Origin of the sequence: Vibrio sp. SBT000027, assembly GCF_963894355.1 — a bacterium.
GTDB classification, from domain to species: domain Bacteria; phylum Pseudomonadota; class Gammaproteobacteria; order Enterobacterales; family Vibrionaceae; genus Vibrio; species Vibrio splendidus.
The window spans coordinates 1,035,207-1,058,323 of sequence record NZ_CAWQGD010000001.1; the positions used below are offsets into that span (position 1 = coordinate 1,035,207).

General features: G+C 39.1%; 21 protein-coding genes and 2 pseudogenes. 7 read left to right on the top strand and 16 right to left on the bottom strand.

Annotated elements, in window-relative coordinates; genetic code table 11:
- Window positions 1-60: 60 nt before the first annotated feature.
- The gene (locus AACU28_RS04360) at window positions 61-1,203 is read right to left on the bottom strand and encodes an acyl-CoA desaturase (protein ID WP_029222538.1); all 1,143 of its coding nucleotides are present in this window, start codon (window positions 1,201-1,203) and stop codon (window positions 61-63) included.
- 166 nt (window positions 1,204-1,369) lie between these two features.
- Here AACU28_RS04360 and AACU28_RS04365 point away from each other — a divergent pair, with 166 nt between their 5' ends.
- Window positions 1,370-1,915: a GNAT family N-acetyltransferase gene (locus tag AACU28_RS04365; protein WP_004731280.1), complete on the top strand. Its 546-nt coding sequence runs from the start codon at window positions 1,370-1,372 to the stop codon at window positions 1,913-1,915.
- Window positions 1,916-2,084: 169 nt separating this feature from the next.
- On the opposite strand, the gene AACU28_RS04370 is transcribed toward AACU28_RS04365, so the two are convergent.
- From AACU28_RS04370 to AACU28_RS04390, 5 genes and pseudogenes are all read right to left on the bottom strand, one after another.
- On the bottom strand, window positions 2,085-3,110 hold the full coding sequence (locus AACU28_RS04370) for a GGDEF domain-containing protein (protein WP_183091173.1): 1,026 nt from the start codon (window positions 3,108-3,110) through the stop codon (window positions 2,085-2,087).
- A 284-nt stretch (window positions 3,111-3,394) separates the two neighbouring features.
- Complete coding sequence (ylqF, locus tag AACU28_RS04375; RefSeq protein ID WP_102491166.1) at window positions 3,395-4,330, bottom strand: ribosome biogenesis GTPase YlqF; 936 nt, start codon at window positions 4,328-4,330, stop codon at window positions 3,395-3,397.
- Between the two features lie 330 nt (window positions 4,331-4,660).
- Window positions 4,661-4,956 (bottom strand): annotated as a pseudogene (locus AACU28_RS04380) (PAAR domain-containing protein).
- Window positions 4,957-5,414: pseudogene (locus AACU28_RS04385) on the bottom strand (DUF6931 family protein); the annotation flags it as partial. It abuts the pseudogene before it with no gap.
- A 439-nt stretch (window positions 5,415-5,853) separates the two neighbouring features.
- Window positions 5,854-7,359 (bottom strand): aldehyde dehydrogenase family protein, encoded by a 1,506-nt coding sequence (locus AACU28_RS04390; RefSeq protein WP_121602438.1) that lies wholly within the window; start codon window positions 7,357-7,359, stop codon window positions 5,854-5,856.
- Window positions 7,360-7,779: 420 nt separating this feature from the next.
- On the opposite strand from AACU28_RS04390, the gene AACU28_RS04395 reads away from it, so the two are divergent.
- Both AACU28_RS04395 and AACU28_RS04400 read left to right on the top strand, forming a co-directional pair.
- Window positions 7,780-8,139, top strand: a complete 360-nt coding sequence (locus AACU28_RS04395; protein ID WP_104215323.1) for a hypothetical protein — start codon at window positions 7,780-7,782, stop codon at window positions 8,137-8,139.
- Window positions 8,129-8,386 carry a hypothetical protein gene (locus tag AACU28_RS04400; RefSeq protein WP_004731227.1) on the top strand — a complete coding sequence of 86 codons (258 nt, stop codon included), beginning with the start codon at window positions 8,129-8,131 and terminating at the stop codon, window positions 8,384-8,386. Before AACU28_RS04395 ends, AACU28_RS04400 begins: the two co-directional genes overlap by 11 nt.
- A gap of 1,030 nt (window positions 8,387-9,416) precedes the next feature.
- Here AACU28_RS04400 and AACU28_RS04405 read toward each other — a convergent pair.
- From AACU28_RS04405 to tpx, 7 genes are all read right to left on the bottom strand, one after another.
- Window positions 9,417-10,397: a GlxA family transcriptional regulator gene (locus tag AACU28_RS04405; RefSeq protein ID WP_041473087.1), complete on the bottom strand. Its 981-nt coding sequence runs from the start codon at window positions 10,395-10,397 to the stop codon at window positions 9,417-9,419.
- Between the two features lie 216 nt (window positions 10,398-10,613).
- Window positions 10,614-11,093 (bottom strand): hypothetical protein, encoded by a 480-nt coding sequence (locus tag AACU28_RS04410; protein ID WP_121602439.1) that lies wholly within the window; start codon window positions 11,091-11,093, stop codon window positions 10,614-10,616.
- Window positions 11,077-11,865 (bottom strand): winged helix-turn-helix domain-containing protein, encoded by a 789-nt coding sequence (locus AACU28_RS04415; RefSeq protein WP_259462612.1) that lies wholly within the window; start codon window positions 11,863-11,865, stop codon window positions 11,077-11,079. Before AACU28_RS04415 ends, AACU28_RS04410 begins: the two co-directional genes overlap by 17 nt.
- 9 nt (window positions 11,866-11,874) lie before the next feature.
- Window positions 11,875-12,366 (bottom strand): hypothetical protein, encoded by a 492-nt coding sequence (locus AACU28_RS04420; protein ID WP_121602441.1) that lies wholly within the window; start codon window positions 12,364-12,366, stop codon window positions 11,875-11,877.
- The gene (locus tag AACU28_RS04425) at window positions 12,353-13,078 is read right to left on the bottom strand and encodes a winged helix-turn-helix domain-containing protein (RefSeq protein ID WP_004731214.1); all 726 of its coding nucleotides are present in this window, start codon (window positions 13,076-13,078) and stop codon (window positions 12,353-12,355) included. The genes AACU28_RS04420 and AACU28_RS04425 overlap by 14 nt, the downstream gene beginning before the upstream one ends.
- Window positions 13,079-13,556: 478 nt before the next feature.
- On the bottom strand, window positions 13,557-14,171 hold the full coding sequence (locus AACU28_RS04430) for a redoxin family protein (RefSeq protein ID WP_121602442.1): 615 nt from the start codon (window positions 14,169-14,171) through the stop codon (window positions 13,557-13,559).
- Entirely contained in the window at window positions 14,168-14,665 is a 498-nt protein-coding gene (gene tpx / locus AACU28_RS04435) for a thiol peroxidase (protein ID WP_017091802.1), read from the bottom strand. Before tpx ends, AACU28_RS04430 begins: the two co-directional genes overlap by 4 nt.
- 468 nt (window positions 14,666-15,133) lie before the next feature.
- Here tpx and AACU28_RS04440 point away from each other — a divergent pair, with 468 nt between their 5' ends.
- The 4 genes from AACU28_RS04440 to AACU28_RS04455 all read left to right on the top strand — a co-directional run bounded on the left by AACU28_RS04440 (window position 15,134) and on the right by AACU28_RS04455 (window position 18,650).
- Window positions 15,134-15,745 (top strand): hypothetical protein, encoded by a 612-nt coding sequence (locus AACU28_RS04440; RefSeq protein ID WP_121602443.1) that lies wholly within the window; start codon window positions 15,134-15,136, stop codon window positions 15,743-15,745.
- 197 nt (window positions 15,746-15,942) lie between these two features.
- Window positions 15,943-16,113, top strand: coding sequence for a hypothetical protein (locus AACU28_RS04445; RefSeq protein ID WP_004731206.1), 171 nt, complete (start codon window positions 15,943-15,945; stop codon window positions 16,111-16,113).
- 118 nt (window positions 16,114-16,231) lie between these two features.
- Window positions 16,232-17,893, top strand: a complete 1,662-nt coding sequence (locus AACU28_RS04450; protein ID WP_121602444.1) for an SgrR family transcriptional regulator — start codon at window positions 16,232-16,234, stop codon at window positions 17,891-17,893.
- Between the two features lie 73 nt (window positions 17,894-17,966).
- Window positions 17,967-18,650, top strand: coding sequence for an aspartate/glutamate racemase family protein (locus AACU28_RS04455; protein WP_121602445.1), 684 nt, complete (start codon window positions 17,967-17,969; stop codon window positions 18,648-18,650).
- Window positions 18,651-19,069: 419 nt separating this feature from the next.
- Here AACU28_RS04455 and AACU28_RS04460 read toward each other — a convergent pair whose 3' ends face one another.
- The 3 genes from AACU28_RS04460 to AACU28_RS04470 form a co-directional block, all read right to left on the bottom strand.
- Window positions 19,070-19,753 (bottom strand): response regulator transcription factor, encoded by a 684-nt coding sequence (locus tag AACU28_RS04460; protein WP_102441281.1) that lies wholly within the window; start codon window positions 19,751-19,753, stop codon window positions 19,070-19,072.
- Between the two features lie 94 nt (window positions 19,754-19,847).
- Window positions 19,848-20,729, bottom strand: a complete 882-nt coding sequence (locus AACU28_RS04465; RefSeq protein WP_102491164.1) for a hypothetical protein — start codon at window positions 20,727-20,729, stop codon at window positions 19,848-19,850.
- Complete coding sequence (locus tag AACU28_RS04470) at window positions 20,719-23,103, bottom strand: fimbria/pilus outer membrane usher protein (protein ID WP_121602778.1); 2,385 nt, start codon at window positions 23,101-23,103, stop codon at window positions 20,719-20,721. Before AACU28_RS04470 ends, AACU28_RS04465 begins: the two co-directional genes overlap by 11 nt.
- Window positions 23,104-23,117: the final 14 nt, after the last annotated feature.

The following is a 23,117-nucleotide window of genomic DNA, read 5'->3' on the forward strand; positions in this document are numbered from 1 at the left end:
GGGCATTTGAATAAGAATCAAACAGTGTTGTTATTGGGGTGTTAAGCGTATTGCTTTACTTTAAGCATATTGTTCCACTGTCATCGCCCAATTTTTCTTCTGCTGTTCAAAATTCATTTTGATTTGTTGGTAACGAACCTTAAGTACTGAGTGTTCGTACTTTTTCACAACGTCTTCGCGTTTACTTTCAATTAGCTGCTTTTTGACTTCGTAGTATTCGTTCATGTTTGAGACAAGCGCATCGAACTCTTGTTGAAGCTTTTCCGCGATTTGTTGCTTATCGGCACGGTGCATGATTTTTTGTTGCGTGCGCTTTAATAACATTGATGCTTCAGCTTTTTCAATACGAGCTTGTGGTGTTTTCTTAAGCTTGCTTGCTAAGCCCATTAAAGAAGCACTCTTAATCAACCATTTTGTTGGATCGTATTGCCACCAGTAGATGCCGTTACGGTAGTCGTTCTCAAATATGTGGTGGAAGTTGTGGTAGCCTTCGCCAAAAGTGAGCACCGCTAGCACACCGTTGTCACGCGCTGTGTTTTTGTCGGTAAAAGGTTGACTACCCCAGATGTGAGCAAGAGAGTTAATGAAGAATGTGGTGTGGTGGTTGAGGACCAAACGAACTGCACCCACAATTAACAACATGCCAAGCACGTCACCGTAAATTACACCTAATGCGATTGGAACACCGAAGTTCATAAGCAGTGCCAATAAAACGTAATGCTTGTGCTGCCACATAACAATCTTATCTTTTTTCAGGTCGCGACAATTTTCGTAATCTGTGTACATTGCAGTGTTGTAATTACGAATCATCCAGCCGATGTGCGAATACCAAAAGCCACGCTTTGCTGAGTATGGGTCTTTGTCGTTGTTATCGACATGCTTGTGGTGCACACGGTGATCAGAAGACCAGTGTAGCGCGCTGTTTTGTAGAGCAAATGCGCCACCTAATGCAAATAGAAATCTTAGGCTTGAATGCGCTTCAAATGCTTTGTGTGACCATAAGCGGTGATAACCCGTCGTGATAGAAAGGTTACAGAACGTAAAACAGATCGCTAGCCATATCCAGTGCTCCATACCATAGCCAAAAAAGTAGCCATAAACGGGAGCCGCGACAACAGCTAACAGCATGCTAAAAGAGAATACAAAAATATTGAGCCAGATTAGTGGTGGCTTTTTTGTTGATGGTTTTTCGGCACTATTCATTAGTAAATTTCCATTGAGCTTACATCTGTTCGCTAGAATATCAGCGTACACGTGTAAGTCAATATTGAAAGTGTAAACGTGTATTAGTATGTTTTGCTTAAATATTGTATAAAGGTAGTGTGAAATGTAGTAGCAAGTCATAAATGGAAGTACTAAGGGCTAATAAATGGAAATTAAGGTAGCTGAATATAAAGATTATGAGCGGATTGCCCAATTACACGCGGATAGCTGGAAGCTATATTACCGTGGCATTCTTGCTGATGATTACCTAGAAAATGATGTTTTGGAGGACAGATCTGTTATTTGGCAGACTCGTTTAATTAATCCTCCTTTCAACCAACATGTTTTATTGCTTGAAGAAGGCGGTTTACTGGTTGGTTTCGTCTGCGCGTTTGGTAATCACAACTTTGAACGTGGTACGTTCATTGATGCGTTACACGTAGACAATAATTACCACGGTCGTGGTGTTGGCAAGCGTCTATTGTCTGAATTGTCAAAGTGGTTGCAGCAATACTATTCTGATTCGGGGCTTTACCTAGAGGTGATGTCTGAGAACCACCAAGCGATTGCTTTTTATCAGGCGATTGGTGGCAAAGAAGAACTAGAGCAAGTTTGGAACGCACCATGTGGCAGCCAAGTGAATGAAAAAGTGATTTCTTGGAGCTCTCCCGTTGAACTTGAACAGAAAACAGCGAGCGTTGTGTATTCTTAGTAGATTCTTGTTGAGTACTGGTTGTTTGCTGAGTAGCAGGTTCTTAACTAAGCTATTTTAAAGCACAAGAACAAAGACAAAAGCCCCGAGCATTCAATTGTTCGGGGCTTTTTTGATTGGATTAATGGTCGTTATAATGAATCGCTAGGGCGCGTGAAATGCTGGGCGATTAATCACTCCATGTGATCTTATTTCTACCGCTCTTCTTCGAAATGTAGAGTGCTTGATCGGCATCGTCGATAAGCTGCTCGACAGAACCGAGGGCTTGAGGTGCATGTTTCACACCGATTGAAATCGTTACTTCTAACCTAAGGCGAGAAGGGGATTCTAAAAGGGAATTAACGAGCGATTCAATTGAAGCCTCAGTTTCTCCTTGGACCATCACCAAAAACTCTTCGCCGCCGTATCGAAAGCAGTTACTGCTGGTTGGTAGCCTTTTTTGAATCTCATCGGCCAGTTCTTTGATCACCATATCACCCATTTGGTGGCCGTAGGTGTCGTTAATCGATTTGAAATGATCAATATCTATCATTATCGATGTAATGGATAACTGACGGTCTATGCTTGGTTCGATCACCTGATGAAGATAAAGGCGGTTGTAGCAACCCGTTAGCGCATCTTGATAAGAAAGGGCTTCAAACATATTAGATTGCTTGCGGAGTTGTATTGCTTGTTTACGAAGCTGTTCGGATTGAGTAAATCGTTTATGCACTTCGAAATCTCGTCTTAAACAAGAAGCCGCAATAAGAATATAAGCTGAAGCGTATACGGAAATGGTTTCTATTTCGTGACTAGGCTCTGCTTCATAAAGCTGAGGGGCAAGGCCAACGAGATAAGCCAAAAAGATAAATGACAGCGTAGAGATGCTGTATTTAACAGACAGTCTTGAAAAGGTTCCGATGTAGATCATTACGAGAATGATGCCACCTTGGTAATCGAAATTACTCAGCTCGATAGCGAGTCGGCCGACATAGACCAAGAAAAGCGAGCTAATTACAAGGAATGTACTTTCTATGAGTTCTAAAACGTTGGGTTTATTTGTAATGCAGTATCTGGCGACAGCCATCATCAATAGAAAAAGTAAGACTCGGAAAATGATAGGTGTTACACACTCTGTACCAAAGTGAATGTAGTCGGTAACAATGAAAGCACAGAATATTGAGATCGGGATGTAGATGAAATTTATGTACGGCAAATAAATTTCATTATCGAAATAGGTTTTAAATCTTTGATTCTTGAACCCAGAATAAGAGCGCATTGAGAAACTAGCCGAAATGAATACACAATAATTTGCGTAGTATGTCACAGTCTTTGGGATTGTAAATGACCATTTCTATATATTTGTCAGTATGTTAGCTAGATCAACAAACGGTACAAGGCAATATTCACGCTCTATTATCGGTAGAACGTGAATATCTTAGAGGCTAGTGTAAGAGTGGTTAACAGAAACTAATGGAGTTTAACAAAAACTAATAGCGATTAGCGCTTGTTCTTTAAGTAACGCTTACGACGTTCTTCTTTCTTCTTAATCTGTTGCTCAGCTTTCAGTGCAGCCGCTTCTTCTACTTCAACCAACTCTTTGGTGATCATCTCTGGTAGTTCTAGCGTTACTTTGCCTAAAGTACCGCTGCGAAGTTCGTGAAGAAGGATTTCAGAACACTTGTGAATGTCTATATGACCGCCAGCACGAAGTGCACCACGCTTACGACCAATCGCTTCCATCAATTCGATGTCAGAGTCTGGCAGCTCTTCAATTTGGTAGCGTTCTTGTAAAAGGTGAGGGTACTGCTTAGCTAGGTATTCTACTGTGTAGAATGCCACTTCGTCGTATTCCATTGCTGTATCTTTTACCGCACCAGTCGCAGCTAAACGGAAGCCGCTGTGTGGGTTTTCTACTTTAGGCCAAAGGATCCCAGGAGTATCTGAAAGGATCACGCCGTTTTGCAGGTTGATACGTTGTTGGCGACGAGTTACCGCAGGTTGGTTACCCGTTACCGCAATCGTACGTCCAGCCAAGCAATTGATAATGGTCGATTTACCCACGTTAGGGATACCCATAATCATTGTTCGAATGTTCTTGCCCATTTGCTCACGGTGCGGTGCCAGTTTACGTACTAGCTCCATCACGTGGTTAACTTCTTCTTTTACGCTGGTGGTAATGGCAATCGCTTTAACGCCTTGCTCTTTCTCGAAGTGTTCAATCCAACGTTCAGTAAGCTCAGGATCGGCAAGGTCGCGCTTGTTCAACACTTTTACACAAGGCTTATCGCCGCGCAGTGAAGAGATCATTGGGTTTTCACTACTGAACGGGATACGAGCGTCCAGTACTTCGATGATCACATCAACCTGTGGGATAACTTCTTCGATTTCTTTGCGGGCTTTATGCATGTGACCCGGAAACCATTGAATAGACATAGAGATAAACCTTGATAAATATATTTGCTGCACATTGTAAGGGTTCGCTAGGGCGTGTAAAGCGCTATATCGCCTAGAAACACAAGAGTCAACCACCTTAGGCTAAACGATTGGAGTTCTATTTTGAAAAATTCACTAGTACATTTTGATTTTGAAACGCATGACTGTTTTTCTATTCCCGCTAATCTGAGATTAAGCCTGATACCTAAAATTATCATCAAGTGGGTGTGTTTTGTGATAATAATTTGATTTAGATTTAGTTGAGAGTTTACGAATTGATGAGTAGTTTAATATTTGATTATAAGGACATTTTTATAAACCAGTCATGCATTAACCTCCGATTAAGACCGTTGGTATTCCCATAATAATTGTGCCAACATGTGCGGTAAGATCACCCATTCTGGCAGCGGGCTTATTATTGACTAACACTGTCGCACTACCTTTTACCACACCGTCTGGTGGGCCTACACAAATACATATTTTCCCCAGCGTTGCTGCTGGAAAATTACCGATCAATACCGTTGTGGACAATGGGAGTAACGGTCCACTTACATGAGGAGTAGGGACAAGGTCAGGGTCTGCATTGGGCGCATATGCATGTCAGTGGCTCTTACAGCAGGTAGCATTTAGGACTCCAACACTTGCTTTCCGGTATTGGATCTATTACCACCTTGGGCAATGTTTAGACCCATTTCGATAAATAGCTCGTAACGTTGTTTTGCTTGTTCACCTTCAGGTAAAACAGCTGTAAGGTTGATACTGCCCGCAGCGGCTTGAGCATACAAATATTGTGGCGGGGGAACGATTGGATCAGACGGGGCCGTCATGCTACCACCCCTCCCAAAAGCAGCTTGGGCTGCCCACTTGCGCTTGCGTCAAGTCCGGCCTTGATAGCACTATTTCCTGCTTGACGGCTATTTGTTTCATCGGGAACATGAACCCAAGCTTTTGCTGACTGAATCGCTTCATTCTCAACTGAGTTCCAATCCAATTTAGCTGACGCGCAGCATGTTGCCCACCATACCGACTCTCGGACAGGTAATGCATGGACAAGATACGTGACGGCATCAGGTAACAGCTCTTGTATCACTAACATTCATTGTAAACTGCCTTGAGAACAATGTAAGGGCTCTAATCTTATTTTTGAACTGAATGTCGATTGTTTTGGTTTTCCAGATAACGAGTATATCAAAATGGAAGCCGATCCAATGTGGATCTAAATTGAAAATCTTTGATGATCTTACAGCGACTTTGAAAGTAACGGTTGTATTGGCCAAGTCATTAAATAGCTTGATTATTTAAAGTTTGAGTTAGAGACGGCAACTTATTTCCCTAGTTAGCTAATTGGTCAGTTTTTGATTGTTTTATATAAGGAAATATTAATAACCACACTAGTGTGAAGCAAAATCATAGTGATTATTTTTACGTCGGGGCGCTCGATAAAGAGGGGAAAGAGACCGAAGGTTACTGTGTAAACCTTTAGTCTGCCCGATAGTTATCGGGCAGGTAATTAGTTTAAACTATTAAAAAAAGCCTAAAGGATCAACACTATGGCTTACAATAATATTTTTAGTGTTTTGGTAGTGATCTAACATCATTTTGTGTGTTTCTCTACCAATACCGGATTTCTTATAGCCACCGAACGCAGCGTGGGCAGGGTATGCATGGTAACAGTTAACCCAAATCCGTCCTGCTTGGACGTTTTTCGTCATATGTGCAATTAGATTGTTGTCGCGTGTCCATACACCTGCACCTAAACCATATTCAGTGTCGTTGGCGATCGCAAGTGCTTCTTCATAATCTTTAAATGTCGTAACAGCAACGACTGGACCAAAGATTTCTTCTTGGAAAATACGCATTTCGTTAGTTCCTTTGAAGAGAGTAGGTTCTACAAAGTAACCATTCTTATCATAGCTCTTACCGCCAGCAAGTAACTCTGCTCCTTCTTCATGGCCAAGGGCTATATATTGACGAATTTTATCAAATTGCTCTCGTGAAACCTGTGAGCCGACTTGTGTATCGGTATCCAACGGGTTCCCTTGCTGAATTGTTTTCATACGAGCCTGTAAGCGCGAAATGAAGCGGTCATAAATTGATTCCTGAATCAAAACTCTAGAAGGGCATGTGCATACTTCGCCTTGATTGAAGAAAGCCAGTAATACGCCTTCTATACATTTATCGAGGTAATTATCTTCGTGATCAAATATATCGGCCATAAAAATATTTGGAGACTTACCACCTAGTTCGACAGTTGATGGAATTAGGTTATCGGCTGCGCACTTAAGGATGTGTTGCCCAACCTCCGTAGAGCCGGTAAATGCAATTTTAGCAATTTTCTTATGTGTAGCGAGTGCTTGACCTGCCTCGGAGCCATAACCATTTACGACATTGATCACACCGGCAGGAACTAGATCCTCAATGAGTTCCATTAGTACTAAGATCGAAGCTGGAGTTTGTTCCGCTGGTTTTAATACAACACAACAGCCTGCGGCTAGCGCTGGTGCTAATTTCCAAGCAGCCATCAATAGTGGGAAGTTCCATGGAATAATTTGTCCTACCACACCAACAGGTTCTGGGAAATGGTAGGTTATTGTCTGTGAATCCAATTCTGCAGCTGAGCCCTCTTGTGCTCGAATGCACCCAGCAAAGTAACGGAAATGGTCGACAACTAGTGGAATATCAGCGGCGAGAGTCTCACGAATAGGTTTCCCGTTATCCCATGTTTCTGTAATAGCAAGCATCTCAAGATTTTGTTCAATACGGTCAGCTATTTTTAACAGTATGTTTGAGCGTTCTGTACTAGATGTTGACGCCCAGTCATTTTTTGCACTGTGTGCGAAATCAACTGCTAAGTCGATATCTTCTTTAGTAGACGCCGGAACTTCACAAATTACGGAATGGTTTACTGGTGAGGTGTTCGTAAAATATTTCCCTTGTTTTGGTGCAATCCATGCTCCGCCAATGAAGTTTTGATATTGTGGCTTGAAATCAACAAGTGAGTTTTCAGTTCCTGGTTGTGCATATAACATTTTCGGTTCCTTTTTAAGTTTCGATTCTGTGCATTATTATCCATTTGCATACTAGAAATAAAATAGGCAACGTTGTCCATATACTCAGCCATTTTATTAATAACCTTTTTATATCAATGGTTTATATTTTTATGATTTGATGTAAAGTCTCGAACCCAAAGGGAATATGTCTTTTTTATAATGCCAACAATTGTGAGAATGAAATCCCCGTTGTTCTTAATAGAGAGTCTTTGTTTCTAATGCATAGCGACCAAATAGGACATATATGCCATATGTTCTGGACGTAATTGCGACATTTTTTTTTTAACATTTTGATATCTATGATATTTCACTTATTGATGCAATTGGTTTCATTGTTTGTTTTTAAACATATATCGTTAACATATAAGGGTAAGGTCAATAAGTCAGAGGAATGCAAAAGTGTATCAAGAAGTGAGTCAATTACTCGATGACATCGGGTATGCATTTGATAAACATGAGCTGAAAATATGCACTATAAGAGCTCAAAAAAATAAAGTTATTAAAGCAATGATTGTTAAAGCAAAAGAACTAAAGTTCGACATTTCAACCAATCTAGCGAAGAGCGTTTTATCGGCAATAGTCAGCCAAGAAGAAATTACTGAGTATCAAGCCATTGATACATTAACTAAATATGTACTTTTTGATAGTAAAGAGCAAAAAAAAATGAGAGAAAATCTTTTTCTTGCTGCGATGAGAGAAAGCGAAGAATTTCACATTGTTATGTTACTGAATGGAGAGGGAGCAAATCGTGTTGTCTGAAGAAATACTTTATGAAAGAACTAAAGAAGCGCTGCGATGTGCACGTCTGCTTGAGCTTGATACAACAAAACAATTTATTAAAACATGTTTAAGTGCTTGTATAGCTGATAAGCGTATTCATATTAACAATATTGGTGAGGTTTTAAGTCATTCAATTGCTTATCCGAGCAAATTATTAGCAGGAGCATATGAGACTAGTGAACTTCATCAATCGATCACTCCTGTCCTAGAGGAGCTCTCTCTATAGAGTTTACTTTTTGATAAAGGTGATTACCCTGAGGTGTATCGACTTAGTATTTTAGCCTCCGATCTGACAGTCACTAGTTTTTGATTCGTGTTTGTCAGATTGTGCCTAGGATAGCTTATTTTTCAAGTTTACACCCAGCCTACCTATGTATTAGTCTAGTCTAATTGGAGACCATTACTTTTTCGATTTTCCTGTCAACTGCACATTCTATTGACCTAGGTAACTCCTAGCTTACTTTTACTTGACTCCACCAGACCGTGATAGGTTTGACTTGATTCTCCATTCGGCCTAAATCAATAGCTATGAGCTATTTGATGACGAGCTTAAAGAGGAACTGATTGTTTCTTTCTTTGTGTGTTCTATCGAGTCATTCACTCAATCGTTGGTGAATAAATACAATGTACTCTCACGTGTCGCAGTCACTAACGTATAAGTAACGTAGGTAATTTCTAACCTGTAGGTTCTACGATTCAGAACGCTTTTGTGTATGACTAGTCGCAATAGCTGTTGAAAATCCACTTAGTTAGTTTTTAATCCCAAGTTTTATCTGCAATTGATTTGGCTTTCCTCCCCTTCAACCCCGAAATCTTTACTATTCAAAACATTGGTTCTGTGGGCGTTCCCTTTAAGTTCTTTATACTCGTTGACTACCTAAGCCTGACGTAATTGAAATCGAGGGCTTGTTTGGTCATAAATCCAGTAAATGACGGGATGTTCAAGACGGCACTGTTAGGTTGCTTAACAAGGAGGGTAAACTATTATTTACTCGAGAAAATTAATGTAGTTAGGGTTAAAAGGCACATAAGCGGTCGGAGAGTTTATGATTCAACGGTTGGATTACTACGGAACATGTAGTCAATGAAGTCTTTAAACTAAGTGTTATTCGTTGAACGTTCACATATTATTAGTATGGAAATACGAGAGTTACCTGTTATTTTCTTTGAGTCCGAATTAAGCATCTATCTTAATTGAAATGGGTAACTCTCCTGATCTAAACTTGTGGTTTAGGCTTAGCCAAAAACTATGATAGTTAAATTTCACAAACCTGTGTCATCTTTCGATACTCTGTTGGTGTCATTTCGTAAAATTTTTTAAACAACGAGCGGAAGTGGTTAGTGTCATTGTAGCCAACTTGTTGGGATATCTGTTCAATATTCAAACTTGTAGTATCTAATTTTTCTCTAGCTAACGCTACTCGAATGCGTTGTATGTAATTCATTGGCGATTCTCCGGTCGCTGCTTTGAAGCGGCGCTTCATTTGTCTTTCACTCAAAAAACTTTTTTCTGCACACATAGCCACAGATAACCTACCGGGGTCTTCATTATGCATATACTCTTGCAATCGGTTAATCAAACCATCGCTATGTTGATGGTATTGAGCAAAATTCGTTAAACAAATTCGTTTTATTTTCGAAATGTCACCACCTAAATACTGTTCGCATTTTATTCTTTGTCTTGTACCTAATAGGGCATCGATTAACATTATTGTTGCGGAAAAGTATTCTTTAATACCTGAGGTGCAAATATATTTGCCTTCATGAGTTATTTTCAAATGTGGTTTAAATTTCACTTGAGGGAATTGTTCGCGGAAGCGTTCAGCATATACCCAATGTGTGGTTGCGCTTCGTTTGTTTAAAACACCAAGCTCAGCTAAAAGAAATGCTCCTGTACATAAAGAGAGAACAAATTCGCACTGGATGATTTGTTTTTTCAACCAACACTTAACATCTTCGAGTAAAAAATAAGATTCATTGCTTACGTCACCACATGCTCCTATTAATAAAATGTCTGTATGTTCAACAGATTCCCAATGTGTGTAACAGTTGATAGTAAGTCCGCCCAGAAATTGCGTTGGGCCTCCTGTGACGGATACATAGCTAACTAGGGGAGCAGGAAATCCCGCTTGTATTAAGGCAATTGTAAGCATTTCCACTGGTCCCGAAATCGCTGTAATTGGGCTTCCTTCCAATAAAAGTGCGGTGATCTTTAAGGGTTCTCTTTTATTGATCATAAATACTGTATTTCTCTGAGATGTCCTATTTGCTAACACTATGTCCTAATGGGGGGGGCAAGACTAATAAACAAATCCGAAAAGTGGAATACGTATTATTGATTGTAATGTGAACGCTTGTTTTTAAGTATATGATAATTTTAGGTTATATTATCAATATTTTCAGTTATAACCAAATCTGTTGATTAAGTTAGAGTAATAACTCTATTTATTTGGTTAATCTGCGGTGATACATTGAACACTACTGGTTAATAAACTTGAATAACAAAATGTATACCTGTCTTGATACAAAGTCTGAAAAAATTGTTCTGATGAGCCTTCCATCAAATGGGCCTCTACTAAGTCTGGTTCAACCGAAGACGTGTAGTTTTCACTCCGTAAGGCATTAGCTGTAGAAAAGAGGTTTTCTCCAAAAAAATTAACTGAGTAGTAGATATTCAGTGCTTTGGTTTCGCCTTCAGACAATATACTCGAATGTACGTCGTGAATCCCTCCAAATTTATGATCAACGGTAATAACCTCTTTGAACGAGCCGACCTCAAAGTCTGTGTACGTGCGACCACGCGAGAACAGCATGGTATTCTCACGACCTTCAAGAAATGGAGGGTTATTTAGGTTGTTCATCCATGAAATAACGGTCATAAACAATGTGTTCGCGAGCACTAGTAATATAATGATTTTATTGACATTGCTCATTAATTACCTCTTTCATTTGTTCTACTGAATACTTTTGGGAGAAGCTCATATTCATAGTATTGCGCATGTATGATCTGTTTAATTGATAGGTGCAGGATATATAAAATGTTTCAGGGTTGTCGGATAGGTATAACATACGCAAATTGTTTGCGTACTTTCCTTTGAACGCTTTGAAGTGATCTTCTCCATTTTGATTGTTAGTAAAAAAGTATGTTACCCCTAAGTAATCTCGTTGACCCCACTCTATACGCTCTGTTGTACTATTGTAATATATTAGTTGTGTTAACCAGCTAATACTAAGCAATAACAGACATGACAGAACCAACAAGGTAAAGTTTTGAAAGTGTTTTAAAAAAAATACTTGTTCTTTAACCTCTATCTTAAGAAGTTCTTGGGTTGTAGTTGGACCATCAGTTGATTGGTTATTTTGTGTGTTGATAATTGGTATCTCAATTTCTACAAGATCTTCCACAAGACTGTAACCATGTTTTGGGACGGTTTTTATTATATTTTGCTCACGACCGTTATCACCTAAAGCTATTCGAAGGTGGGCTATGGACTGTGTCAAACTGGCTTTGGAGACGACTCGACCTGGCCAAGCCGCATTTGTCAAAGCGCTCTTAGAAACGGTTCGTCCTTTATGTTTACACAAGGTCTCTAGGATTTTGCAATCTGTAGAGTGCAATTTTTTACTTGTCCCATCATTTTTGTTGGTTAGCTGTCGCCTAAGTGTTGGATTCAATATCCATATATTGCTACTTTTTTTTGTCATTAATATCAACTATTTATTCTTACTTGTGTCTATATCTACACATTGAACTGAACTGTTCGATAATTGCACGTAGCAATATTGATGTGAGTTGTCCACTAAAACTTGAAAGTTTTCTTCGTTCCCATCGAAAAGAACATGTTGCTCCGGTAAATCAAAATATCTTGTTTCTCGTGCGTCTATTAGTTTGTTGATGTATTTTATTGAGTAAACGCTTTTGGGCCAGAAAGTGATAAGAAACTGCGTATTCGTATTCTCCCCACTATCAAAGTGAATTGATGTAAGTAAAAGGAAGCGATTCCATAAATAAGGCTTCAATTGATAATCAATCGTTCTAGATTTTCTGTCTTCACTTTTTTCACCGTAAGTCAAAATTGTTTTACTGATTTTTGTGTTAGGGTTTTGAGTGAAAGTCGGTACAAACGAATTATTTAGGATGACTTGTATAGGTAACAAGGCAAGCAATATCATTACAACAAGCAAGAAATATTTATTGGCATTCATGTACAATGTCATTAACAACCTTCGCTATGGGTCTTTTGATATCAACGGAGAAATTAACGCTTTGGCTAGCAGAAGTTGAGTTTTCCTTATAGATACAACTAACATAAACCCTTGTTCTGTTAGACGTTATATAAAAATTTGAGTTATTCAATTCAGGTAAGCTCACAAGTCGATCTAAGAGGGATTTACTCTGGGGGTCATTACTTTCGATTGTAAATGTGTTGGTCTTGTCGTTCACTTTAGACATGTTCAATCGATGGGTAGGTTGTGAAGGGACAAATATAAACCAAAACAGTAACAAGTTTACGCTGACCAATGAAAGCAATATTAAAGTCTGTGAAAAGTAACTGAGATTGAATAATCGTAACTTTGCTGGGAACTTAGGTTGAGGCTGGATTTGGTTAACTGAAACTAGAGTTATTGTATTTTTTGTGAGAAAGTAACCAACTTTAGGAGCTGTTCGAATGATACATTGAGTTTGCACGGTATCATGCAAAGCTAGACGTAGCGAAGCAATAGCGTGTGTAATGCTGGCATCTGAAACAAATTTTCCTCGCCAAATCTTGTTATGAATTTCTGCTTTAGTTACGATGCGATGATTATTTGATAGCAATAGCAGGAGCAATTGGCTTTCTGTATTAGTGAGTCTCTTTTCTTCACCTGATATTCGATTTCGAAGTTGAGAGTGTGCTTGAGGTCTGAAGTCCCACATAGATTATTTACATTACCTATACTTGGTTTCGTCGAAAGTGAAGAGGACACAAATTTATCAAATTAATCAGTAGACAACAACAAATAATTAGTTTTAAAGGTTGAACAATTAGGTTCATATTTGTTGTTTCATTGAAAAATATGACCTTGTCATACATTTAACTTGTCTAAGTAACTTTTTACGATCTAAAGCATGGCAAGAACATGTTATGCCTTCTACATACGTCAAATTCTATTTTAGATGTGCCAAAAAAATGAGTAGTATAACTATTTTGATAGAGAGACTAGTGGCATATTGTACCTTGAGTTATTTATATATTGTTCTATTGTGAGTTCTGATACTGAAGTTTCAGATTCTAAAATACCGCCAATATAAATAGTTCCTAGCAGTATTGAAATTAATAGGGTTATTAGGGTTTTGGTCATAAATGTTTAAATTGGAATATAAGAGGACTTTACCTCTTATATTCCATAAGATCCTAACGATTTTCTAAGGCAAAATTTATTGCATGCTTTAAACTCGGAATAGTTGTAAGTTCTGGTACTCGTTGTGTGAAAATGACTTGGTTGTTTACATCTACAACAATAATACTTCGACTAAGTAACCCTAACTGCTTGATTTGAGTTCCGGTATTGAGACCAAATCGATGTTCTGAAGAGTCAGAAAGATAGGTCACTCCTTTTAGAGAATGTTGTTTGATGAACCGCTGTTGAGCAAAAGGAGTATCGGCACTCACGGCATAAAATTCAATGTCCTGGAGTTTCTGCTTGTTATTCTTTATGTATTGAGAAAGCTCTATAGCTTGTTGAACACAGACGGGCGTGTCAACGGACGTTAGTATGCTATATACTTTTATCGATTGATTTTTCGCACTAGTATCATAATGCTCTAATCCTGAAGTTAGCAACTTAGCCGAAGGCATCAAATCACCCACTTTTAATGGATTACCAATCAGGTCAAACTTTGTAGTCTTCTCAAGTGTGACTACTTGACTTTCTCCGAACCCTGCATCTTCTTTAGTTGTTTCAAATTTTGCGAAGGTGTTTATTGAATAAATGGCAGTAGCAACAATAAGTAATCTACGTATGATCATAATAAAGCCGTTAGTGCAGATTTGTAGTTAGGCTCTGTAGTGATCTCAGAAACCAGTTCACAATATTTTACAACTCCCTCTTGATCGATAACGACAACGGCTCTCGCCGATAGCCCTTTGAGCGCACCTTCATTTAAGTTTACACCGTAGTTTTCAGTAAATGACGATTCTCTGAAGAAAGACGCTGTTATTACATTGTCAATCCCTTCGGCACCGCAAAAACGGTTCATGGCAAATGGCAAATCAGCAGAAATACATATCACTACAGTGTTATTTAAATCAGCGGCGTTTTTATTAAATGTACGAACGCTTGCAGCACAAATAGGTGTGTCAATACTAGGGAAAATGTTTAGTAAGACATTTTTTCCTTTTAAACTATCTAAGGTTAAATTATTTAATTCTTTGTCGCAGAGGGTGAAGTTTGGTGCTAATTGATTAAGCTTAGGAAGTTTACCTGATATTGAAACTGGTACACCTTGAAAAGTTACCGACATATTATTTCCTCGTTCTATTTATTTTTAAGTTCGAAATTATTGAGCGACGAGATGATAGTTTGATATTTATAAATAACAAGTCCGATGTGCTGATTTTGATATTTATTTTTTGTGGAATTATTTATTATCGCTTTCCGTCCTAAATGTCCGCTACATTGGTCTGATTTGTGCTTATCAGTTGGTGTATAATTTTTGGTTTGTATTTGGGTTTTACGCGTTGAAATTTAATTGATAATAACTTTAACGAGATTGATTGCATACAGTAATAAAGGCCATTAGATACCTAATTATAGGTATGCGCGTAGTTTATTCAGGGATTGATACGCATTGCCAAAACAAAATCCCCTGCGATGCTAGCTTTTTTGGTTAGCTCTCAAAATCAGTATAGATTTTTAGACTTACAATTAAATGTTGATCGTCCTAAATAATCCGGTTATCTGTCATTAACTACTATCAGGTTTCAGTCTTATGTTCAAAATAATAGTACCTTTCTTTCTTTTTTTTCCTATTGCCGGGTATGCATCCAGCGAAGCTGTTGATAATTTTTCACATGTTGGTTTTGGGTATAGAGGCGCGAATTTTCACCAAGGAGCGTTGAAACCTTACCTAAATGGTAAATATGACAATAATGAAGATAAAGCTTTAGGTGGGTTGTATTTAGATCTTAGTGCTCAAGTCTTCAGTAATGTTTTTCTAGAAGGGCATGCAGACTTCCTAACTAGATTCAGTTCTGAAGTTGATACTTGGCAAGCTGGTGGTGGCGTCATCGGTCGATTCGGAGGGGCTGCAGCAAGTTCCTTTTCATGCGGTGTGATTAACTATCGTGCGGATAGTGACCATAGCGTATCGTTTTCAGAGCAAGGGGGATACTGTAAAACCATGGTCAGAAAACAAATAGCTAGGCATTGGGTATTAGGTCTTTCTTATCAACATGACTTTTTGGAACGGTCACGGGATGCAGTTAAGTTAAAAAATGTTTTTCAATTTGGTTCTGTTTTCGGTTTAGTGGCTGATTTTGAATACGCTAAACGAGACGCTGTTGAAATTGGTTATCAATTGGGGGTCCAGTTTTCTTTTTAGCTTTTGATAATTATTAACTATTGCCTATCTTGATTTTCTAGCTTTAGGAATAAAAATAAGATCGGGTTCGATGGCCTATTAGCGCATGTCATGGACATAGAGTCATAAAAGATGAACTATGATTTTTAAACTGTTCATTATTAATCACGGGATTCGCCAGCATACTTTTCCCCTACATGATATATGGGAACGGAAATATGAACCCACTTGACTATACATTATACACTCTAAACGCTAAGCAGCTTTTGATTGATCCTGAATCAAAGCTCCCTCCGCAAAGAAAAAGAGGAGCGGGGACAAGAAATTATGGTTACTTAGTATCATTTATAATTGGTATTTTACTAGGTCAGCTAATTAAATTTATCTAAATGTACCTGGTTGTCCAACATTCTACGCGTTTTGTCACTTATTTTTAGTTAACTCATAGCGAAATTAACCAACTGGTTTGTGGTTAAGCCAGGTACAAATCTGAGATGAAGGAGACGTATGGAACATTTACATCAATTATCAAGCCGCCACTTAAAACGTTTGAGACAATTAGAGCGTAAATTTAATCAAAATCTAAAAACTGAAGTGACAATCACTGACCTGGCCGAGATTCTTTTCTGTTCGGAGCGTAATGTAAGTAAGTTAATGGTATCTCTGGAGTCGCAAGGTATATTGAAATGGCTTCCTGGACGCGGGAGAGGGAATCATTCTAAGTTGACATTGGTTAAAAATTTTGAAGATGCACTGTTTGATAAAATAGAAGGAATGGTTCAGGGCGGAAAAATGAACGAGGCGTTCATTTTGGCACAACAATTTGATTGTGTTTGGCAATTTCAAAATCACTTGCCCCAATGGTTAGATGAAGCGAAACAAAGGTTAAAACAACAGAATACTTTAATGTATGTAGTACCTTATAGTTTGCCCGAGTGGCGTCCCCATCTAGCGCTTTCAACACGATCGATTCTCATGATAGAAAGTGTGTTTGATACATTGGTTCGTTTCGACTCTGAGCAGCAAGAAATAAAACCCTACTTGGCTCATCAAGTTGATGTTGATGGTCTACAAATCCGAGTTCGGATTCGTAATAATATACAGTTGCACAATGGTGAAATGTTAACACCAGAAATGGTAAAAACTAACTTTGATATGCGGTGTAAAACCATCCATCCATACCAGATTCTATTTCGCCATTTAGTTAATATTGAAGTAGAAAAGCAGTGGATAGTATTTTACTTGGATCAACATGATCCGGTGTTTCTTCATTTATTAGCTGATATTCACAGTGCGATATTTGACCTCAATTCCGATACTCCAGTAGGCTCGGGAGCATACCAAGTAGAAAGACTGGAACCTCATCGTTGGAGTTTAATCCGAAATACGCATTATTTTGCTTTTGGTGGGCATATAGAACGTGCTGAGTTTTGGTCGAGTAATGAACTACCAATATCAGCGATACATGTCGAAGAATCGTGTTGGACTTATTTAGATCCAACAGATAGCAAGGACATTATCGAACATAGTGGGTGTACAGTGCTTCAATTTCCCCATCATAAGAACGTATTGTCGAATGAGGAATTGAGTTGGATTGTCCATTATAGTCGCGCATATGTTAATGGTGCAGAGGTTCGTGAGGCGAACAGCATTATGCATTGTCATCAAGAAAAAGGTTTTCATTTATTTAACCGAGGAATGAAGCGCCCCTCCAGACCTGTGGTTTTTGAAGTAAAGGACACTCATCGAGCAGAAATTCAACCATTACTGTCTGCTCTGAGGAGGAACGGTTTAGATCTGTTAATTAAAGACAAAGCCGGCTTTGATAGTCCAGGTTCTACTGATGTATTCTATGACTGCTATGCATTTGGGGATGACATAGCTTTTCAATACTATGAATGGCTTTTATGTGGTGATGTATTTACACGTTGCCTTTCAAATGATGCTAAGAAAAGCCTATTATCTTTTGTTGATGCATTGATGCGAGAGAGTATTAGTAGCTCCGAATTTTTACAAAAATTGCATCGAGCTGAAGACTGGTTGATTCAAAATTATTATTACTGTCCGCTTTGGCGAGATCATATTGCTTACCGTCGTGCGGATAATGTATATGGAACAGATACCAGTAGTATGGGGGTTATGACATTGAGTAATATGTGGTTAGAGTGAATTTTAAGTCATTGTAATTCATGTTACATTATCGAAATAGAGGGTATTTAATGAAGAGCTGTAAGGAGTTATTTTGCATATAGGAATTATTGGCGGAATTGGTCCTGCCTCAACAGAAATGTACTATAGAGAACTAGTGAAGCAATATCAAGTTGTTAATATATCGCTCGAACTTACAATCGTTCATGCTGATATTCATGAGCTTACAAAAAATTTATTAGCAGACGACAAGAAAAAACAAGTTAACATATTTCTTAACTACATTAATAGATTGGTTAAATGTGGCGCGACCCACGTAGTGATTCCCTCGCTAGCTGGGCACTTTTGCTTAACAGAATTGGAAATTCGTTCTCCTTTGCCAATCATGAGTGCTTTAGACGTTTTAAAATATTACGTTCAAGAAAATGCAATTTCCAAGGTCGGAGTATTAGGTACTTTACCTACAATGCAAACCGGGATTTTTGGTTGTTTTGATAAAAACTGTTTCATTGCACCAGACCCCGACGAGCAATTAATTGTGGCTGATACTTACCGAAAAATTGCTAGAAATGGGTACGCGTCTGCAGAGGATAAAGCTACTATTTTCTCAATAGGTCAGAAGTTAACTAATGACAATAATGTAGAGATTGTATTTCTAGCAGGAACAGATTTCTTTCTAGCATTTGATGGTGAGGATTGCGGTTTTAAAGCCATTGATTGTGCTCAACTTCACATAGCCTCAATAGTTGCTTTGGCAAAAAAGCCCCAGTTTGACTGATAGTTGGCACTACATGTCTCTGTGATTTCTGTTTATCGGGTTGCCTCTGTAAGATGACTATGACTCTCTGCGTGGCTTAGTGATGGACAGTTGAGTTGGAAAAATTGTGCAGTTTTTCTAACTCAGCAGCAATATCGATTGCTTTAATAACAGTAGGCCAACTGTTTACGGCTCGTAACATTCAAGATGCTATAAGGGAATAAAGACGTAATTTGCTAGCTTGTTGTTGAATGAATGCAGTTGGTGTATAACTTGAATTGGTTGTTAACTTCCTAGTGTGAGTGATTTTGTCTGTTTCTTTGATGATAAACCAGGAAGGCTGAAAGTTTAGGTTCTAATTTTCAAGGACTTAAATTCTAATACGTCAGTTTGAAAAAGAACTGCAATCTGCATTTTTGTATTTATGTTCATAATTTCAACTATATGTCTGGTTGTATAATAGTCTCTAAACTATTGATAAAATGTGCTTTTCTTATCGCTTCTTTTCTATTAGTGACATTTATTTTTTTGTATATGTTGTATACGTGCGTTTTTACCGTACTTTCTGAAATAAATAGTTCGCTTGATATCTCTAGATTTGAATCTCCTCTGACAACTCGTTTAAATATCTGAGCCTCTCTTTTCGTCAGGTTAGACAGTATTACCTGAGACTTGAAAGTATAAGAGCACGCATTGGATAAAATATGTGACATTAACTTTCTAGGTAGCCATAGATCGTCATCACATACTGTTTTTAAACAACGTGTAAGGTGTTCAATAGGAGCATCTTGATAAATCATCCCCTTTATATTAAACAGGTTGAATAGCTGCATTACGGTAATACTCTGTCCGGTAATATCTGAGGGAACGTCATAGACTACCCATTTACTGGACTCTATTTTTGATAAGATGATGTTGATATCTTCGATATTTTCCAAGAGTAAGTAGCTAATGAGAACGACATCGAACGTTTTATGATTACTAGAGCGCTCAATGCTTAAAATACACTCTCTGCTAAAAGAAAAATCACTGTATTTCCCTATTTCTCGTTGAATAAACTGGTTGTTAATACCGTTGTCACCTACCAGGAGTATGTGCTTTAAATTATTTTTATTTTCATACATAATTTACTCCGAAACTGAAAAATCGTGTTTGATTGTATGATGATGGATTTTATATAATTGAGTTGCATATCTCACTTTTTATATAATTGCATAATTATGGTTGTTGTGAAAGTTGGGGTTCGATAGAAATTTGTAATGTATCGTCATATTGTCCTCCTGGTTTGTTCTCTGTCTCACCGATGACAAAACTCAAAGGAATAGGCTGACCAATCGTAGCGGAAAGACGTTGAATTCTTGCGTCAAGTTGTTCAAGGTTTACTCTGTCGTTTTCGAGGGAAAGTTGGTATGGAATGTCCCATTTTGCCTCATTAGATTCATGACGTAGCATTCCTTGATGGGATGATTCCAATACGATGGTATAAGCTGTATTGCTTTGAACCCATAGGTTAGGTGCGGAACGAATAACCTTGTTGGAATATAAAGTCCCTAGATCAAGGTCATAATGTTGTTGGGTCAATCCATAAAAATGAATTTTTGCAGCAGGCGGAACGTTAACAGATATCGGGAGTGAACTAGGGCTAATTTCTATTTGTTTACTATTTGAGGTATAAGAAGGCGAGACTTCCAATAACCCTCGATAGGTTCCTGACGCTAACCATTGTTTACTTGGGAAACGCATTTGTATCGTTGCCGAAGGTTGGTTTTCGGTTAATGATAAGTGCCATTGATTAGCCACTGACATACCAATCTGCCCACTCCATTCAAAGCCGAGTTTTGCTTGGTTTACCCCTTTTAACGATCGACTGGTATCGTTAAGTTGTAAAATTAAGTCTAATTTGCAGGGTTCGCCAATTATGATCGCATCTATACGATAGGTGTTTATTGTTGCGAACGTTCCTGCGCTGAAAACATCATATTGTGATTTCGATGAGACGGGTTGAATAGCCAAGGCACTGGCTTCACACGCCAATGCCGAAGGTACATGGTTTATGGCGATGAGGAACAAGGATCCCCAAAGAACTTGTTTATTCCACATAAACATCTCCTAGTCTTATCAAGTTGTCACTGCGTTCACTGAGGGTAATGATGACTGATTCTTGTTCTTTAGTGTCGAGTACCAATTGATATTTCCCCGGCTTTAATCCAGAGATTGCAAATATGCCGTTACGATTGGTAAAGAAGTCAATCGGCAACTGTTTTGCCTCACCAAGGTAATGTGCTACACCAGCGACAAGTGAAATAGGGTTGTTACTTTGACGATCGAATAGCTTGCCAATAACAGTTAATACAGCATCAGATCCGATCTGTAGCTGGAATCCCCGTTTATAACCAGGCTTAATCCAAAAAGCGCCATCGCCTAAGTCATACCCTGGTGGCAAGTTATCGACCTCGTAACCGACTACTTGGCCATTATAAGCAACAAGGTCAGGAACCATGGCACTTGCATCTCCTTTAAGGTAAACGCGTGCGTACTCACCATCTCTTGTCGGGTCGACAGCCACATCATTTTTCGCGAGGCTTTCGTGCTTGTTAACAATAGCAAATGCTTCGCGCACCGGCCTGCCGATCGTCACAGATGAACCTGCAAAAGCAAGGGCACTACTTATCGTCACATCAGTACTGTGATTTCGTGTTTCACCACTAATGTCTTCAAGCCGCGAAGCGTGGGTCGCGTTTAATTCATAACGGTTGGCCGTGTAGTTAATACCAGCATCCATATCGGCATCTGTTTCTTCGTTAGTAATGACACTCGCAAACGCCGACATCCCCCCTGTGTTACCAATATTGTTCTGATAGCTGTAATCTAAGGCGGCTTCATTAAGCTCTGTGGTGTAACGACCGACAACACGAGTTTGTCGACTAAGAGGCCAGCTTATGGTGACAGTAGTGCTGATATCATCGTCTTCGCTTTCGTTATGCCGATAGTTAACGCGTGCACTCCAGGTGGCGGGAGTATCAAACAGTCCATCCGATAAACTCGGGCTAATCAGCCAATAATCGTTCTCTTTGTCTACTCCTGAGCGATAATTGAGGGTCATGGCGGCACGTAAAGACTGACCAAGGTAAATGGAGCTGAATGCAGACACATAATGAGTGGTTAAGTTGATATCGATGTCGGAAGCATCAAACCCTGAGACCCCAGCAAAATTGTTGGTCAGATATTCATAGCTCACACTCAGTTGTGGGGACAGCGTATTCGTATTGGAAAATTCCGCATCGAACGCAAATTTGTAAGCGTCGCCAGTTCCAAATGTAGGGTGTTCGCTACGCGAAGCATTGAGTTCAGTGACGCCCCATGTAGAAGCGAATAACGCGGTAGCACCATATTGGTAAAGATCTTCACGGGTTTGGAAGTTGGTACCTAACGTTAACCAAGGATTAATACCCACATCGACATAACCATGGAAAATACGCTCGTTGGTTAGGTATTCTAGTTGTCCATTTTGTAATTCAGAAGGTGCTCCATACATGACGCTATATTCAAACTCACCGCTATTGAGCAAGTCGTTCCCGGTCGCAACAGAGAACTCGATGCGTTCTTCATTCCCGGAGCGGTCGGTGATGACGAGTACAATATCATTGCTACCTTGCGCTAGAGGTATGTCACTAAGGTTATAGCTACCAGCGCCTAGTGTTAATCGCTGGACTGCAATCCCATCTATATAGACATCGACATTTGAAGCTCTTTGAAGTGTGAATGATTGATTGGCCCGTGGTCGTGCATTTCTGGTTGGAATGAGTGTGAAATCTCGAGTTAAGCCAATACCAAGTATGTCGGTGCTGTCCTGAAAAGATTGACCACTGTTGTACATATCGCCGAGCACAAGTCGTGTGCCTTGTTCTGCAAAGTCAATATTAAGACGAGATCCTTCTCTTACGTATCGCGAATCTTGTGATGAACTGTTTTCTAAATAAGATTCATACTCAAAGTTTAGAAAACCAATGTTAAGTGCTGAGTCAAACTGACTGCGATAGAGGTCCTGCCTTGACGAATTCTGATCGACATATTGGCTCTCATTAGCCGAAAGGGCAAAGTTAACGTATCCACTAAGCAAACTTGGCTCGGCATAGTTATAAAAATCATCTGCACCGTTCATAGACAATTGCTGGGTTAAGCTAAATTCAGGCGGTACCGTCACGATGCATTCTAATGAAGAGAAATCGAAACTAAGGCCTAATCCTATGCTCTCAAAATGGTGCTGAGACAGCATCTTATCGTCTGTTGTGTCATTGAGTTTCCCAATACCTTCTTGAGTTACGACGGACGAAAGGAGAGAAAGCGTACTTTCCTTCGGTAACAAGATTTCATTGTTTGCGGTAATGATGATGTCCGCTTCCCCAAGTATGGTGTCACTTATCCTTAACAAAGAGGTAAGTTGAATATCTCGTCCTGTTGGGTTCAAGATCATTTCTTGACCCCAAG

Bases quoted from the DNA above. Each gene is read 5' to 3' on its own strand.
- AACU28_RS04360 (WP_029222538.1), bottom strand. From the start codon at position 1,203: ATGAATAGTGCCGAAAAACCATCAACAAAAAAGCCACCACTAATCTGG.
- AACU28_RS04365 (WP_004731280.1), top strand. From the start codon at position 1,370: ATGGAAATTAAGGTAGCTGAATATAAAGATTATGAGCGGATTGCCCAA.
- ylqF (WP_102491166.1), bottom strand. From the start codon at position 4,330: ATGTCTATTCAATGGTTTCCGGGTCACATGCATAAAGCCCGCAAAGAA.
- AACU28_RS04390 (WP_121602438.1), bottom strand. From the start codon at position 7,359: ATGTTATATGCACAACCAGGAACTGAAAACTCACTTGTTGATTTCAAG.
- AACU28_RS04405 (WP_041473087.1), bottom strand. From the start codon at position 10,397: ATGATCAATAAAAGAGAACCCTTAAAGATCACCGCACTTTTATTGGAA.
- AACU28_RS04410 (WP_121602439.1), bottom strand. From the start codon at position 11,093: ATGAGCAATGTCAATAAAATCATTATATTACTAGTGCTCGCGAACACA.
- AACU28_RS04415 (WP_259462612.1), bottom strand. From the start codon at position 11,865: ATGACAAAAAAAAGTAGCAATATATGGATATTGAATCCAACACTTAGG.
- AACU28_RS04420 (WP_121602441.1), bottom strand. From the start codon at position 12,366: ATGAATGCCAATAAATATTTCTTGCTTGTTGTAATGATATTGCTTGCC.
- AACU28_RS04425 (WP_004731214.1), bottom strand. From the start codon at position 13,078: ATGTGGGACTTCAGACCTCAAGCACACTCTCAACTTCGAAATCGAATA.
- AACU28_RS04430 (WP_121602442.1), bottom strand. From the start codon at position 14,171: ATGATCATACGTAGATTACTTATTGTTGCTACTGCCATTTATTCAATA.
- tpx (WP_017091802.1), bottom strand. From the start codon at position 14,665: ATGTCGGTAACTTTTCAAGGTGTACCAGTTTCAATATCAGGTAAACTT.
- AACU28_RS04440 (WP_121602443.1), top strand. From the start codon at position 15,134: ATGTTCAAAATAATAGTACCTTTCTTTCTTTTTTTTCCTATTGCCGGG.
- AACU28_RS04445 (WP_004731206.1), top strand. From the start codon at position 15,943: ATGAACCCACTTGACTATACATTATACACTCTAAACGCTAAGCAGCTT.
- AACU28_RS04450 (WP_121602444.1), top strand. From the start codon at position 16,232: ATGGAACATTTACATCAATTATCAAGCCGCCACTTAAAACGTTTGAGA.
- AACU28_RS04460 (WP_102441281.1), bottom strand. From the start codon at position 19,753: ATGTATGAAAATAAAAATAATTTAAAGCACATACTCCTGGTAGGTGAC.
- AACU28_RS04465 (WP_102491164.1), bottom strand. From the start codon at position 20,729: ATGTGGAATAAACAAGTTCTTTGGGGATCCTTGTTCCTCATCGCCATA.
- AACU28_RS04470 (WP_121602778.1), bottom strand. From the start codon at position 23,103: ATGATCTTGAACCCAACAGGACGAGATATTCAACTTACCTCTTTGTTA.